Source organism: Proteinivorax hydrogeniformans (genome assembly GCF_040515995.1).
In the GTDB taxonomy this organism is placed as follows: Bacteria; Bacillota; Proteinivoracia; order Proteinivoracales; family Proteinivoracaceae; genus Proteinivorax; species Proteinivorax hydrogeniformans.
The window spans coordinates 2,135,108-2,149,650 of sequence record NZ_CP159485.1; the positions used below are offsets into that span (position 1 = coordinate 2,135,108).

Annotated in this window: 15 protein-coding genes and 1 tRNA gene; all 16 read right to left on the minus strand. The window is 34.8% G+C overall.

All coding sequences use genetic code 11. The annotated features are described in order from the left end of the window. Window positions 1–31: 31 nt before the first annotated feature. Window positions 32–229 (minus strand): YwbE family protein, encoded by a 198-nt coding sequence (locus PRVXH_RS10270; protein WP_353892681.1) that lies wholly within the window; start codon window positions 227–229, stop codon window positions 32–34. A 78-nt stretch (window positions 230–307) separates the two neighbouring features. Continuing rightward, complete coding sequence (locus PRVXH_RS10275) at window positions 308–850, minus strand: DUF5698 domain-containing protein (RefSeq protein WP_353892682.1); 543 nt, start codon at window positions 848–850, stop codon at window positions 308–310. Window positions 851–1,279: 429 nt separating this feature from the next. Further along, window positions 1,280–2,065, minus strand: a complete 786-nt coding sequence (locus PRVXH_RS10280; RefSeq protein ID WP_353892683.1) for a hypothetical protein — start codon at window positions 2,063–2,065, stop codon at window positions 1,280–1,282. A 362-nt stretch (window positions 2,066–2,427) separates the two neighbouring features. Next, the gene (locus PRVXH_RS10285) at window positions 2,428–3,171 is read right to left on the minus strand and encodes a DUF1287 domain-containing protein (RefSeq protein ID WP_353892684.1); all 744 of its coding nucleotides are present in this window, start codon (window positions 3,169–3,171) and stop codon (window positions 2,428–2,430) included. 274 nt (window positions 3,172–3,445) lie between these two features. Further along, window positions 3,446–3,979 (minus strand): hypothetical protein, encoded by a 534-nt coding sequence (locus tag PRVXH_RS10290; RefSeq protein ID WP_353892685.1) that lies wholly within the window; start codon window positions 3,977–3,979, stop codon window positions 3,446–3,448. A gap of 225 nt (window positions 3,980–4,204) precedes the next feature. Continuing rightward, window positions 4,205–4,816 carry an ATP-binding cassette domain-containing protein gene (locus PRVXH_RS10295; RefSeq protein ID WP_353892686.1) on the minus strand — a complete coding sequence of 204 codons (612 nt, stop codon included), beginning with the start codon at window positions 4,814–4,816 and terminating at the stop codon, window positions 4,205–4,207. Window positions 4,817–5,005: 189 nt separating this feature from the next. Next, entirely contained in the window at window positions 5,006–5,338 is a 333-nt protein-coding gene (locus PRVXH_RS10300; RefSeq protein WP_353892687.1) for a hypothetical protein, read from the minus strand. Then, the gene (locus tag PRVXH_RS10305) at window positions 5,329–5,793 is read right to left on the minus strand and encodes a hypothetical protein (RefSeq protein WP_353892688.1); all 465 of its coding nucleotides are present in this window, start codon (window positions 5,791–5,793) and stop codon (window positions 5,329–5,331) included. The genes PRVXH_RS10300 and PRVXH_RS10305 overlap by 10 nt, the downstream gene beginning before the upstream one ends. Window positions 5,794–5,907: 114 nt before the next feature. Next, a complete protein-coding gene (locus PRVXH_RS10310; protein WP_353892689.1) occupies window positions 5,908–6,957 on the minus strand; it encodes a site-specific integrase in 1,050 nt (349 codons plus the stop codon). A 160-nt stretch (window positions 6,958–7,117) separates the two neighbouring features. Continuing rightward, a complete protein-coding gene (locus PRVXH_RS10315) occupies window positions 7,118–8,077 on the minus strand; it encodes a tyrosine-type recombinase/integrase (protein ID WP_353892690.1) in 960 nt (319 codons plus the stop codon). Window positions 8,078–8,194: 117 nt separating this feature from the next. Then, window positions 8,195–8,280: transfer RNA gene (locus PRVXH_RS10320), tRNA-Leu, on the minus strand. Between the two features lie 83 nt (window positions 8,281–8,363). After that, window positions 8,364–9,539: an iron-containing alcohol dehydrogenase gene (locus PRVXH_RS10325; protein ID WP_353892691.1), complete on the minus strand. Its 1,176-nt coding sequence runs from the start codon at window positions 9,537–9,539 to the stop codon at window positions 8,364–8,366. 343 nt (window positions 9,540–9,882) lie between these two features. Next, on the minus strand, window positions 9,883–11,157 hold the full coding sequence (locus PRVXH_RS10330; protein ID WP_353892692.1) for a pitrilysin family protein: 1,275 nt from the start codon (window positions 11,155–11,157) through the stop codon (window positions 9,883–9,885). After that, window positions 11,157–12,428 carry a pitrilysin family protein gene (locus PRVXH_RS10335; RefSeq protein ID WP_353892693.1) on the minus strand — a complete coding sequence of 424 codons (1,272 nt, stop codon included), beginning with the start codon at window positions 12,426–12,428 and terminating at the stop codon, window positions 11,157–11,159. The genes PRVXH_RS10330 and PRVXH_RS10335 overlap by 1 nt, the downstream gene beginning before the upstream one ends. 4 nt (window positions 12,429–12,432) lie before the next feature. Continuing rightward, entirely contained in the window at window positions 12,433–13,350 is a 918-nt protein-coding gene (locus PRVXH_RS10340; protein WP_353892694.1) for a pseudouridine-5'-phosphate glycosidase, read from the minus strand. Between the two features lie 4 nt (window positions 13,351–13,354). Further along, a complete protein-coding gene (locus tag PRVXH_RS10345) occupies window positions 13,355–14,458 on the minus strand; it encodes a carbohydrate kinase (protein WP_353892695.1) in 1,104 nt (367 codons plus the stop codon). Window positions 14,459–14,543: the final 85 nt, after the last annotated feature.

Here is a 14,543-nt window from a genome sequence, read left to right on the forward strand (position 1 = left end):
AAGAGCGCCTAGCTTTTTAAGCTAAGTGCTCTTATTGCTCTAATATTTCTTTAACTCTTCCTACTACACCATCTTCAAGCATTACTTTTATTCCATGGGGATGGGTATGGGACTTTGTCAGTATCTTTTGGACAATCCCCTCCGTCAACTTTCCAGATCTTTGGTCTTGTTTTTGTACAACCTTCACTCTACTGCCTTTTTCTAAGTTTTCTCTATTAACTGCTCTCATATCTTCAGCCTCTTTTCTAGTTTAAATTTATTCTTAGAAACATACATTTTAGCTAAACGCTGCATTTTTTACTTCAACTTAAACTGGTTTTACTATTCTTGTTGTGGTGATCTTACCTTCTACCTTATTAAGATTTTTTATCTTTAGCGTCGGGTCATTTAGACCACACTTCTTAATAATCTCTTCAAAAACTTTAAATTCTTTTCTCATTATTACAACCTCTACCTTGTATCTTCTTCCACCGTTATTACCTCGAGCCAAGTAATTGTTCACGGTATAACCTTCTTTTCTAAGCTTTTCAGCCACTTCTACCATTTTATTTTTATTATTTAAAAATACATCTATTTCTAGTATACCAAGGGCAAGTTTTTCTTCAATCTTACCGCCTATAAATACACCAAGCGTTTTCCCTAATGCATAAGCAACGGCAAAATGAACTCCGTCTGAATTGGCTACCTGCCCAACAACGGTGGCAAAAATCATTGCATCTGCAAAAACTAAAAAATATACCGGGTTCATAATCTTTTTAGCCAGCAATATGCTCTTTAAAGTCGCTAAAATATTGGTAGTCGCTGTAATTAAAAACAAAGAAACAAGCGCTAGCATTATATTTATTTCCATATATAAACACCTCCTTTAAAATTAAATTCTACTTTTTTTCATAAAAAAACTAACATAAGAATTTATGTTAGCCAGTATCGTTAATCATCAAGCAAAAGTAAACAAAACTTGATTGATAAACTATATATTTCTAATAATTTTTATATCGTAAGTTCAAAAATAAATTCAAATTTAACTGTTGTTATAATTTATCCTCAAAATCTAAAATTAAGTATTAACATACAAAATGAAAGCAAGTCTCTAGTAGGCTTGACGCTTTCTATAAAATTATTGCAAATATAACTTAAATACATCTGGCTAATTCACTTTCTTTAACCTAAATAAAGATTATATCATATGTTTTACATGATTGCAAACACTTTATTTTTTAGCTCATAAAAAATCGGGTCAGGCTCCTGATATTCAGTATCGAATTTCGAAACCTCTCCCTTAGTACATTTTCAAAAACAGTTCTTTAATGTTGCCTTTCAACTCACTCTCCCTGTCTACTAACAATTCTATATGTTTACTTCCCAAGTCGTAAAAACTGACTCTGTTAAATGGTTTTCTTAGTTCTGCTGTGTTTAGTTTCAAGCTTAGTTCAGCTCTAATTAGGTTTTCAATATATCTTGCAAATCCTTCTTTCCATTGCTGCCAAATCATGTACTCATAATCAATAGTACTTAGTTCTTTGGCCAATTTTCTATGGTATTTTAACACTTTGTCGTAATCCCGATTCTCAAAATGATTATTTAGTTGTATTGTTTCAGATACGAAGTCCTTATCATTGTAGGGAAAGGGATGATTTATTTCCCACATGTAGTCACTCCCTTTGTTTGCTTTTTTAGCTATTTCAAGGCTTTCCTTTAATTCATTTTCACCATTTTCCCACTGATGACAGTGTACAAATTCATGAAAAATAAAAACGTACCCTTCTAAGCTATTAAAAATCTCCTTAGATACTATAGCAGAAGGTTTCATGCTATAAAACTCTAGGGGGAAAGCAGCCATTACACCCTCGGGTATCGGCATTGGTGTGGGATGTTCCATAACAAATTTGTATTTATTTTTAGAGTTTAAATCAAATACATAGAATGTATCTTCTTCAACGACTGTAACTGGGTAAAGCTTTTGTAAAGAATTATCAAGGATCTTAATTCTGTCATAAAGATAATGAATTTTAGCAAGAGACTCCTCTTGCTCTTTAATAAACTGTTCCTTTTCTTTTATATCCATTTTCTCTCCTCCCAGCAATAGATAACGATAGATTAACTCTTTTTTAATGTCATGTTAACATGGCAGGGTCAGAATATCAGAGATTAGTCCGATTTTATTTACTTAATATTTGAACTACTATAGTAACTATTCAATGAGATGCCGTTTGGTCCTTTATTTTTCAACACTAAAGATCCAATTAAGTGTTAAAGATAATTCCCTTACCACATTAACTATTTTAACAAAAGCAGGCAGCTCTTATATATAGCTTCTGCTGAGCGGGTACAATACTTGTAGTGCATAAAACATTCGAGTCAGGCTGCTGACATTCGAATCCCATAATAATATATGCTTTTAGTACACATCTAGTGCGCTAAAGGCATTTATTTATTATATTTCCACCTATAATGTCCTTTAATCTCCCTGTTTAATGATTTAAGTTTAACTTCTGATGCAAACGGTGGACTATTGTGGATAATAAAGGGCGTTCCATCTCTGGCCCTTCTATCTGATACTATTGCCACATGGTTTAGTCCCTTAAAGACAACAATATCTCCTGGCTGCCACTTTTTCAAGTTTTCGATATCCCCAGGAATTATTTCTGTTGTTAGTGATTCGGCGAATCTCTCAAAAAAAACATACTGATTGGGCACCCTGCGAAAGTCTATATTAGGTTCTCTTAGTCCATTTGTTCTGGGGTAAAGCTCAATATTGTTTTTTATATCTTTATCCATTAAGTCCTTTAAGTTAATACCTGCCCCTTTTAGTCCTCTCCATATTACATCGGTACACACTCCCTCATCATCGGGTGGGTATCCTCCTGCATAGTAGTTGCTTTGGTATTTAGTCCGCTGTTTGACCTCATATCTTGCAGCATTTACTATTTCAATAGGATCAGGTATCCCGTTATTATTGCTATCTACTAAGGAGTAATCATCTGGCACAATCACTTTTTTACCTATAGGCAGCTCTATATGGATTCCCAAAAAATCAAGGATAAAGCCACTTCTGAAGGATAAAGCAAAGATAAACAGTAAGCAAAATACCACTGTGATTACAATTAGCGTTATTTTAATTCTCCTTAATGAAGTAACGCCTAGAATTTTATTTTCGATTTTTTGGCTCATTTTTTATCCCCTTTTACTTTTATAAAGTGAAACTTTAATCAGTGTGGCCTTCTCCTACACTGATTGTTAGTTAAACCAATCGGGCTTTTACTGGCTGTTGCCCCCACTTACACCTCTTGAATTACCCTCGAATTGTTAAAGTGGGGGTCTTACAGACAGTTAACCTGCGATAAATCTTATGTTCTCTAGTTGATAAAACTTATCCTGCATAATATATTACAAAGGATTAAATTAAAATGAGGAATAAGGGCAATCCAAAACGCATTTTAGGCAACTAAGTTAGATGGGGATTGGTCGCTTGTAACCATTTTTTTAATAGACTATCTCTTTCTGATTCTAATTTTGTGTTTTCTTCCATTATTTCCTGTAGTTTTTTGGGGTTTGTTGCGTGGTTTTGGGCCTTTGCATTGTTTTGAACTATTTTTGTTTCTATTGTTTTTATTTGAGCTTCCAGTTGATTTATTTTGTGGTGGTTAGGCTTTTTAGAGTGCGTTTTTTTTATTGATTTAATTTGCTTTTTCTCTTCTTTTTTACTAACTTCTTCTTTGGGTTGTTGTTGGTTTATTTGGCCTCTTTTCTCTTTGTAATAGTCGTAGTTTCCTAGGTATTTTGTTAGTTTTCTTTTGTTTAGTTCTATAGTTTGGACTGCTATTTTGTTTATGAAATATCTGTCGTGGGAGATAAATAGAATTGTACCTCGGAATTCTTGTAGGGATTCTTCTAGCATTTCTATGGAGTCAATATCTAGGTGATTTGTGGGCTCATCTAGTACTAGGGTGTTTATATCTTGCTGAATTAGTAGGCACACTGCTACGCTCTCCTCCAGAGAGGATTTCTACTTTTTTAAAGACTTGGTCTCCATAGAAAAAGATTTTGCTAGAATATTTCTGGCTTCTTTGATAGATGTGGGGCAATGCTTTCGAAAGGTTTCTAAAATGGTCAATTGTTCATCTTCAAAAGCTATTTGCTGTTCGTGGTAGCCTGTTTTGACCCTAGAACCTATTTTTATTTGACCAGATAGTGGTTTTAGCTTTTACTGTAGGATTTTTATTAGTGTAGATTTACCGCAGCCGTTTTTGCCCACTAGGGCTAATCGTTGTCCGTAGTTTACTTTAAGGTTTATGTTGTCTAAAAGAAGGTCTCCTCCTTTGTAGCCAAATTTAAGTGAGTCTATAATGATGACGTCATTGCTAGAACGACTTCCGCTGCATATTCTATTTATGTCGGACTCTATTTGATATCCGCCGATTTCTTCAAACTTTTGTTGTAGTGCTCCATATTCTTTTACCGCACTTTTTAGTTTTGTATCGGTAAGTGAAGACATCTGGTTTTCTAAACTTTGCAGCTTTTGTTGAAGCTTTTTATGTTCTTTAAAGGCGGTATTTAGTACGTCTTTAACGGTGAAACTGTCTGGGTAGAGAGGTATTTGTTGTAGGCAGCCTATTTTTAATCCTTTTCTTTTGTGTATCTGTCCTTTATCTTGTGGTTCTTCTTCGGTTATAATTTTAAGAATTGTTGTTTTGCCTGAACCATTTGCTCCTATTAAGCCTACTCTTTCTTTTGTTTTTAATTCAAAGCTAATGTCAGATAAAACTTGCTCCGCTCCATAATGTTTACATATATTCTTTAACGCTAATTCAATCATTGGAAAGTTCCTCCTTATTTTTGAGCATAAAAAATCCAGGGTAAGAAATACCTTACCCTGGATGCTTTAATAGCATATTTGGATGGTAAAGATGATCTCTTACTTTAGGTTGACCGATTGTTAAATTTGGACACAAATCTCCCGTCGTCTTGAAAATCTGGTGTTAAAATCGGTAAGTTGATACTAATGTCAACCAATATCATATGCTTGCGCTTCCCTATTATCCATAACTTTTACGTCAAAATACTTACGCATTGACGATACCATGTCATGCTTTTTTAGCCAGTTGTACGCATCTTGTCTAGATAATGGTATAGTCTTTTTAAATTCTTGCTCTCGCGTTCCATTTTGGACAAAATTATAAAGGTGTTGTTTGTATAAAAAAAAGTATCCAGCATTGTTGATAAACAACATATCACAGATTACATTGGGGTCAAATTGTGCCCGTCCATTGTCGTATATATTTACCAACGTAGCATTATTATAGGCATCGTACACTTGACCGTTTTTTATTATCTCCATTTTCTAACCTCTCCCTTAAGTTTTAATTTAGTATTTAATATCTCCTTATACAATACTAAAGCCCCAAAAAGATATTCCTTGCAAAAATGCTCGTACTCTTGGTCTGTTAGGTAGTAGTTCTGGTATTTTAATTTATGACCATATAGAAGCTTGCACTCTACCATCTGTCCTGAGTTATAAGCAAATTTTGTTACCTCTGTAGGCCCTACTGTAAGCAGGTATCTACAGCAAGTAAGTTGTGGTAATAGCTCGCTGTTATCGCCGTGGTTGCGTTTTATAATAAACGCATTTAAGCTGCAGTCGTCCAGATATATCTCGTAACTAAAAAGATTGTCACAAAACAGGCTCACCTCCCTTTCGTTCTCCATCTGAGACCGTATGCATACCGCTATAAGACGCATAATCTTTGTTTTGGCATCAGATAGATTGCTAGTTTTAAACGATGTTTTTTCCAACTTACTCCTCCCTCCTCCTTCATTTAAATTTCCCTACATACTATAATAAGTCTAACTGGGAACAAACTTTGATTTACTGTTAACCTTCAATTTTTTCATTAGAGTATTTCCAAATTAAGCAGTATAAGCACTAGTCATTTTTGATAACTTATCTACGGTATCTTGAGTCATCTTAGCTGTGACGTGGCTATAGATATCCATTGTTATACTTATAGTACTATGACCAAGCAATTTTTGTAGATTTTTATAATCCACTCCGCTCTCTAGCGCATGTGTCGCAAAAGTGTGTCTTAGTTCGTGGAATGTTATCCTAGTAAATTCTTTATTTTCTTTACAAAGCTTAGCCACTAGCTTTTTAAAATGGTCAGAAATACTCCCAGGAGCTAACATCTCTCCATTTTTTTTACAAAAAACTAGGTCAAGGTCTTCCTGATACCCGCTCTTTTCTTTCTTTTGCTTTTTCTTGTGTGACTTTAAAACTTTAATAATGTCTTTTGTTAAGCTAACATATCTATTGCTGCTTTGGGATTTAGGTGTCTCCATCTTTGCGCCGGTACTAGTGGCAACTAAATTAGTATCTATCTTTAAAATCCCTTTTTGTAAATCTACCCTGTCCCAAGTAAGTGCTAATAGCTCTCCTCTTCTAAGCCCAGTTGTTAGAGCAGTATAATATAGTGCATAATGTCTTGTTGTTTGGGCTTTAATCAAGAACTTGTTGATTTCTTCGGTTGTCCAGTATTTAGCTTCGGTCTTTTGCTGTGTACTAGGTACCTTTACATGTTGTGCTGGATTAGTTTTAATCAACTCTTGTCTTATAGCATGGTTAAGACCAACACTTAAAGTAGTTTTTATATACTTTAAGCTCCTGGTCCCTAAACCGGCTTCTTTTTTTTCGTTAAGAAAATTTTGGATTTTGCTAATAGTTAACTCGTTTAGCATCACATCACCTAGTTTTGGAATGATATGTGTCCTCAGGTGTATAGCGTACCCATCGTAGGTAGTTTGCTTTACGGTACTGCGTGTGGTATCTAACCATTGCTCAAAATATTCCTTTACTGTTGGGCTTTCAACATTACTAGTACTACCTCTTTGTTCCACTAACTCTGTTATCTGCCTCATAAATTCTTCGTTTGATAATTGTTTGCCGTTAACTTGATTGTTCATTTAACTCTCTCCCTCTAAATAAATTAACGGGATTTTTGTACAGAATTTTTTCCCGTTAATAGTACATAAATATGTCTCTTGTATATGTACAAAATCCGGTAAAAGTTTTTACTAAAAATAAAAAAAGACACTCGAAAAGTAGTCGAATGTCTTTTTTGCTTTATTTATTTAGTTTTAAATGTTTCCCCCTGCTTTTGCTAAATTGGGCTAAAGGGTTGTATTTATCGTAATCTTTTTTTAGGTCTTGTCCATAAAGGTTAACGTATCTCCTGACCATTTCTAACGATTTGTGCCCCAATATTTTTTGTAACCTAAATATGTCTCCACCATTTACAACCCAAGTTTTTGCAAAGGTATGGCGATAAGCATGGATTGAGGTTTTGCTTAAACCCCGTTTAATATTATACTTTTTGACTGCTGATGTTAAGGTGTATATAGACATTTTAGTACCGTATACGGTCGGGAATAGATAATCGTCTGTCTCTGGTTTGTAAAACTTTAAGTACTCTGTTAAAACCTTATTTAACTCGATAGAAAGTGGTATAACAGTAGCCTGTTTATTTTTAGTTGTTGTAAATTTTATAAATCCTCCATCAAAGTCTAAGTCTCTCACCTTTACGTTGCAAAGTGTGGATGCCCGACATCCTGTAGCTAAGAGGAAATTTATAATCACCCAATTGCGGTATCCGGCAAAAGTCGTATCTTTTAAACGAGGTTTCTTAAGTAGGATATTAAGCTCGGTGTCTGTATAAGTATCTTTAATGCTCTCCTCGGCCTTTGGGATATTGATTGTAAATCTATCTATATGCCCATTATCCACCATATAGTAGAGGAAAGCCCTAAGCCCTCGTATGTAACTCTGGATAGAGATATCGTTTACTGAATCATCAGCGCGCAAATGTAAAATATAATCGTCAATTACCTCTCTATCGATTTTGTCAATATCATTATCGTAGTAACGGTTAAACAGTCTAAAGCAAATATCGTAAAATGACACTGTAGATTGAGATAGGTTTTTGACTTTGTTGTGTTTTCTAAATTTGTCGTACCCCTCTTCTAGCGAGATTCTTGTCTGTACATTTTGTTCCGTTAGTGTAAGTAGTTTCTTTTTTTTGGACACAAAAATAACCACCTTTCAGAGATTTTTAAATACTTGATTAGGTAAATTCACTTAAAAAATCAAGTGTGTGATTACCAATTCAAAAACCCTTGAAAAGTGGTTTAAATACTGTAGTTATGGTGCCGAAGAAGGGACTCGAACCCTTACATCCAGAGGATACTTGATTTTGAGTCAAGCGCGTCTGCCAGTTCCGCCACTTCGGCTTGATTAACAATGATTATAATATCATATGTTTATGGACTTTGTCAATGAGTTCCTTGGTAGTTAGTGCTGCCAGTTAACCCTATTAAAGGTCTTCTTTCCCATCATATACCTGCTCTAACACCTGGTGTATTTCTTCTTTAGCCGGAATTATGGGACAGCTTAGCAACCCATCGTCGTTTGCAATTATTTCAGCAATCTCCATTAGTTCTTCTCTATCTACACCTATTTCCATAAGTGTAGGATTTGGTGCTATGTTATCAACCATCTGCTTTAATTTATCTATCCCTTCTTTTGCTAATGTTTCTTTTTCAGGGTAATAATTTTGTTGTTCCTGTTGCATAAAGATTTTGTTCGATATCTTAGAAAACTTTTCTAATTGTGCTGGGACTGTTAGATGGAGGTACGGATACATTACACTTCCACAAATTTCACCATAGTCCACACTGTACCTCCCACAAAAAGCATTAGCTGTTGCGGATACAATTCCTAGCATACTGTTGTTAACACTGTATGAAGCTAAGATCCCGGCAACCTGTATTTCTTCTATAGCTTTTTCTGACTTTATATCAGCATTTAAGTTATAGATTCCCGAAACCAAAAGATCTAATGCAGATATGGTTATAGCATCGCTATAAAGGCTAGACAGTGTTGATACATACCCCTCCACTATGGTGGATAAGGTTAAGTTTATGCCAGACACCATCTGTCTAGGAGTGAGAGATTTTGTAAGTTTACTATCTACTATGGATACATCGGGGAAAAACACGTCTCCAGTGAGGGTTCGTGTTATCTTTTTATCATTATCTTTTATGAAGGCAAAAGGGGTATTGGAAAAAGTGGTTGCTAAAGTGGTAATGATAGCTACTGTATTTAGTTTATCTCCTACACCAAAATGGTAGGCACCCAAGTCAAAATCTTCATTATTTTTAGCTTTGTATGCTACCACTTTTGCAGTGTCGATTACGGACCCTCCACCAACTGCAATGATGGTATCGATACCATTTTCTATAGCTACTTGAGTAGCTTCGTTCACTTTGCTTACGTTAGTTTCTTTTCCTATCTCACAGTAGTAATAGTATTGATTTTCTTCAGGCAATAGTTCTTTTAAGGTTTGAAGGTAACTATCTTTTACTTCTTGATTAGTTAGTAGGAGCACCTTTGAAGCATTTAGCTGTCTTAGTTGTTCAGGTAAAAATTTTAGAACCGAACTTCCAGCAATTACTGTTGTGGGATTTTTGGTTTTAAACCACTTAGTCATAAACTGTGCCCCCTTTTAATTATTTTTTAAAAAATTAAAAATACACCCGTATATTTCTTCCACATAGAAGACAAATTTATAGGAATAATATAGAAATTTCTGAAATTATAAAGGTGAATATTGTGTTGTTTCCTATTATCTGAATATCGCTTCAATCATCAGGCCAAAATCGATTGCTTTTAGGCATATGCTAAATTTAGTATAAATAAATATAAGCAAAGTACAAAGTGCTAGGATTTTCTTAACCAAAACGCAATCCCCCCAGTTTAAATTTACTTATAAATATTCTGGTTTTGGTAAGAAAACCCTTCTTAAAGTCCTCATTTAATCAATTGTTAATAGTTTACCTGGCTTTGTTATTTACCACTGATAGAGCAGACATCTTAAAATCTAGATGTTCTTTAATTCTTTTTTCAACTTTCTCAAACGTTATTTTTTCAATTATTTCATTTTTATCAAAGAATCTTCCGCCTCTAAAATGCTCGCCCATAAAGCCAAGTACGACATTTTCTAATGAGTTTAGTTCCATTAGGGTTATCCCCTGAATTTTTCTTTTATTAACAATGAAATCTTCCTCGTCTAGACCTTGGTTTACAGCTTCTTGAAACCTTTCTTTTAGAATGCTATATGTCTTCATTGGGTCTTCAGTTTCACAAGAAAAGATTGTATGACCATAACCTGTTTCAGTTGTATATTCTATGCTGAATGAATCATCTATTATTCTGTTTTCGTAAAGGTCATTGTAAAGTTTAGAGCTTTTTCCGACCAAGGTTTCTAGTCCTAGTAATGTGGTTATTTCCTTTTCAAACAATTCTTTTCCCGCTTCTTCTACTTGCTTATCTTTAAACCCAAAGTTTAGTATGTTACGGGAAATTTCCATATCAATGCTGACCTTCTTTTCGTTGGGAATAAACTCATCTTGTTTAAAGTTTCTTTGGTATTTAGGCGCCTCTTCAAACTTCTTTTTTTGCTGATTTTCTGCCACAAATTCATACAACCGTTCTATATCTATATCCCCTATCACAAAAAGAGCCATATTTAAAGGATTATAGTATTGCCCAAAGGTTTCATTGAGCATATCTACGTCAACCTGTAAAATATCGTCTTTAGCACCTGCAATATCTTTGTTTATGGGATGATTTGGGTATAAACCATTTAACAAGTTTAGATATCCAACCCAGTTAGCATCGTCACGATACATTTCTATTTCTTGGGCAATAATTCCTTGCTCTTTTTTTACATTTTGGTCTGTAAAGTACGGTGTTTGCACAAAATCTAACAAAAGTTCTAATCCCTCATAAAAGTTTGAGGTGCAAGAAATATAATAACTTGTGTTGTTATGGGTAGTAAAAGCGTTTACAGATATCCCGAGCTTTGAAAAATCGTCCTCTACATTTCCGTTTGGGTTTTCAAAAAGTTTATGTTCTAGAAAGTGAGCAATACCTGGAGGCAATGTCATTAAGTCTGTTTTAAAATCGATCCCGCCAAAGTCAGTGGAAAAAACAGCAAATGACTTCTTATAGTTAGGTCTTGGTATATAAAAAACCTGTAGCCCATTTGGCATTGTAAAAGAAAAATAACTTTCGTCAATTTTCTTATATTCATATGAGTTTAGCATTACTGTTCCTCCTTAGGTCGTAAAAAGAAGATGGTATCAACCTCTAATGAATTAGCAACTTCCACTACATCTTCCTTTTTTACGTTTTTTAGTTCGGAAAGTAGTTCTTCAATTTCCCAGCGTCTACCTACTAGTCCGCCATCTACCTGAAGTCCTATTTGGCCACCAACTTCATCTATTGTTTCGGAAAGACTATTTTTAAGGCCTGCCAGGGTGTATTCCATTTCTTTTTCGGAAATCTTACCTGCTTTTATATCTTCTAGTTGCTGGTTCATTATGTCTAATGTTTCTTTATATGTTTCTTTGTCTATTCCGGCAAATAGAAATACCATACCTTTTAAGGTTTCTATGTTAGATCCGGCATAGTATGCAAGGGATGCTTTTTCTCTAACATTTTGGAAAAGTTTAGAATGCGTAAATCCACCTAAAATGCCGTTATACATTAGCAGAGCTGGATATGAATTGTTGTTCATAGTTACCGGGGTTTTCATAACCATGACAAGGCGCCCTTGTTTAACTTCCATATCATGAACTATTTCATTTAGAGGCTGGGCTTTGCTGTTTATTGGTTTTTTTATGGAAGTTACTTGTTGTCTATTTATTTTAAATGTCTCAGTTAACAATGGCTTTAGTTTGTCTTTGTCAAAGTTTCCTACAACGTAAAAGTCCATTGGGTTGTTGTTTACTATTTTTTCATAATGCTGATATAAGTTTGCTTCATTAACTTTATCAAGTTCCTCTACGCTGCCATATTTAGAGATTCTATATGCTTCATCAGGGCAGGAATTTTCTATAGCTTTCATAAAGGCAAATTTTTGCTTGTCATTTACCACAGCGGCGATTCTGTTTTTTAGATTTTGTTTTTCTATCTCCACGTAGGTTTTGTTAAATTTATTATCATCTAGAGCTGGGTCGAAAATTACGTCTTTGAAGATTTTTAGAGCCTTTTGTACATAACTATCATCTTCTAAGTACTTAGGACTTACCATCTCCATTCTAAAATCAGCTAAAAGTGTTTCCCCTCTTTTAGTAACGCCGGCTCCCATTCTAGTACCGTAGAGTTTAGCTAATTCCTTTGAGAGCTCTCGCGGGGTGGGGTAATCTTTTGTACCTTTTTTTAAGATTTCTGGTAAAATAGCTGTCTTAGAAGTTTCATCTTCAAGATCTGTATAAAGGAATGCTCGTATCGAAACTGTTTTATACTTATCGGTGGGGTAAAGATACAGGTTAACTCCAGGTGCTAACTCAGTTTTCTCAAATTTTGCATTCACTTATCTAATCCTCCTCATTTAAAAGTTTATGGGCAATAGTTGCAGCTAACTTTGCATTATTCTTAACTAAGGCTATGTTTGACTTTAAGCTTTCTCCGCTTGTTATTTCCTTTATCTTTGAAAGTAAAAAGGGCGTCACATCTTTTCCTTCTATCCCTAGTCGATCACATTCTTTTAGGGCATCATTTATAGCTTTTCCAATTATCTCTTCTTTAATGTCATACTCCGGTAAAATGGGGTTTGCTATAACAGCTCCACCTTCAAGATCTAAATCCCACTTTACTTTTAGCATATTTGCAATTTCTTCTGCATCCTGCGCTGTTAAATGAGATTTAAAACCACTTTTTGAGCTAAAAAAGGCGGGAAATTCCGTTGATTTGTATGTAATCACCGGCACTCCCAATGTCTCTAAATATTCTAAAGTTCTTCCTATATCTAAAATTGATTTGACGCCAGCACATACCACTGCAACATTAGTTTTTCCTAGTTCTGTTAGGTCCGCTGAAATGTCTAGGGTATTTTCACCATCTCTATGAACACCGCCAATACCACCGGTAGCAAATATCTTTATTCCAGCCAATTCTGCTGCTATCATTGTTCCTGAAACTGTCGTCGCTCCCATCTCGCCTTTAGACACAGCAAATGCTAGATCTCTTCTACTGACTTTGCGCACGTTTTCGCTTTGAGAGAGCTTTTCTATTTCCGATTTGTTAAGCCCTACTTTAATCTGTCCATCCATTATAGCAATTGTTGCTGGGACGGCACCGTTTTCTCTTACAATATTTTCAACTTCCAGTGCTGTTTGTAGGTTTTGTGGATAGGGCATCCCATGAGATATGATTGTGGATTCTAAAGCTACTACTCCTTTTTTATCTTTTATAGCTTCAGCTACTTCCTTTGAAATTGCCACTTTATTTTTCATTTTGTTAATCCTCCTTTAATTCTATCTTTAGCTTCTCCCAGCTTAATTCAGGAGATACAGTATCGTTAGTTTTAAGTGTTAAAGCTGCACAGGCTGAGGCAATTTTTGCACATTGATCTAAAGGTAACCCTTTATAATAAGCAGCTATAAAGCCACCTACTAAGCTATCTCCTCCACCTGTCACATCAATTATTTCCTTAGCTTTAGAGGGAATTATTTCGGTATAATCCTTGCTATATAAGAACAAACCTTTCTCTCCTAGCTTTAACAATAGGATTTTTACGCCACGATTTAGCAGCATATCTCCTGCTCTTTTGTAGTCTTTTATACCATCTAGCTTAAACTGACATATTTCTTCTAACTCTTCTTTATTTGGAGTTAATATATCTATGTAACTAAGCATTTTTTCTACCTTTCTTGCCTTTTCAACCGAAACCGGTTCAACTACAAAGGTGCAGTTTAACTTTTGAGCTTGATGGGCTATATACTCTAACGTGTCCTCTCTTAAATTTGTATCACACACTATGACTTTAGCATTTTTTAATACCGGCAGGTTAGACTCAATGTATTGAGTGTCTATTACATCTATAATATCCATGTCAGCTAGGCCGATTTGCAAATCGTTTTTGTCATTTAAAAAGGCCATATAAGTTCCTGAGTTATACTTTGCAGTCTGCAAAACTGGCGTCATATCCACTCCTGCCTCTTTGCTATAATCTAAAATTGCTCGACCATGTTTATCTCTACCCACAGCGGAAAGTAAACTGGTAGGTGTATTTAAACGCGCTAAGTTTTCTGCGATATTTCTTCCTACTCCTCCTATGGAAGTAAATATCTTACCTAGGTTAGATGTCTTCATTTCACAACTAACTGATGACGCAACTCCTTTAATATCATAGTTTGCTCCGCCAACTACCACCACTCTTTTTTGTTGATTAAAGACATATCCACGACCTAAAATAAAACCTTTTTTTATTAGGTTTGATATATGGACAGCAACTGCAGATCGTGTAAGCTCCAGTCTGTTGGCTAGTTCATCTTGACTTATCATAGGTTCGTTATACAGTATTTTTAATATTTCCTTTTCACGAGCCGTTAGTCTAGCCATTAACACCCTCCTTAACTATTGTTTATGTAAGTTTAATATGTGCTTAATTTGTAGTTTATATTACAAATTAAAATCAGTCAAGAAA

Bases quoted from the DNA above. Each gene is read 5' to 3' on its own strand.
- PRVXH_RS10340 (WP_353892694.1), bottom strand. From the start codon at position 13,350: ATGAAAAATAAAGTGGCAATTTCAAAGGAAGTAGCTGAAGCTATAAAA.
- PRVXH_RS10310 (WP_353892689.1), bottom strand. From the start codon at position 6,957: ATGAACAATCAAGTTAACGGCAAACAATTATCAAACGAAGAATTTATG.
- PRVXH_RS10295 (WP_353892686.1), bottom strand. From the start codon at position 4,816: ATGATTGAATTAGCGTTAAAGAATATATGTAAACATTATGGAGCGGAG.
- PRVXH_RS10270 (WP_353892681.1), bottom strand. From the start codon at position 229: ATGAGAGCAGTTAATAGAGAAAACTTAGAAAAAGGCAGTAGAGTGAAG.
- PRVXH_RS10330 (WP_353892692.1), bottom strand. From the start codon at position 11,157: ATGCTAAACTCATATGAATATAAGAAAATTGACGAAAGTTATTTTTCT.
- PRVXH_RS10300 (WP_353892687.1), bottom strand. From the start codon at position 5,338: ATGGAGATAATAAAAAACGGTCAAGTGTACGATGCCTATAATAATGCT.
- PRVXH_RS10280 (WP_353892683.1), bottom strand. From the start codon at position 2,065: ATGGATATAAAAGAAAAGGAACAGTTTATTAAAGAGCAAGAGGAGTCT.
- PRVXH_RS10325 (WP_353892691.1), bottom strand. From the start codon at position 9,539: ATGACTAAGTGGTTTAAAACCAAAAATCCCACAACAGTAATTGCTGGA.
- PRVXH_RS10285 (WP_353892684.1), bottom strand. From the start codon at position 3,171: ATGAGCCAAAAAATCGAAAATAAAATTCTAGGCGTTACTTCATTAAGG.
- PRVXH_RS10275 (WP_353892682.1), bottom strand. From the start codon at position 850: ATGGAAATAAATATAATGCTAGCGCTTGTTTCTTTGTTTTTAATTACA.
- PRVXH_RS10345 (WP_353892695.1), bottom strand. From the start codon at position 14,458: ATGGCTAGACTAACGGCTCGTGAAAAGGAAATATTAAAAATACTGTAT.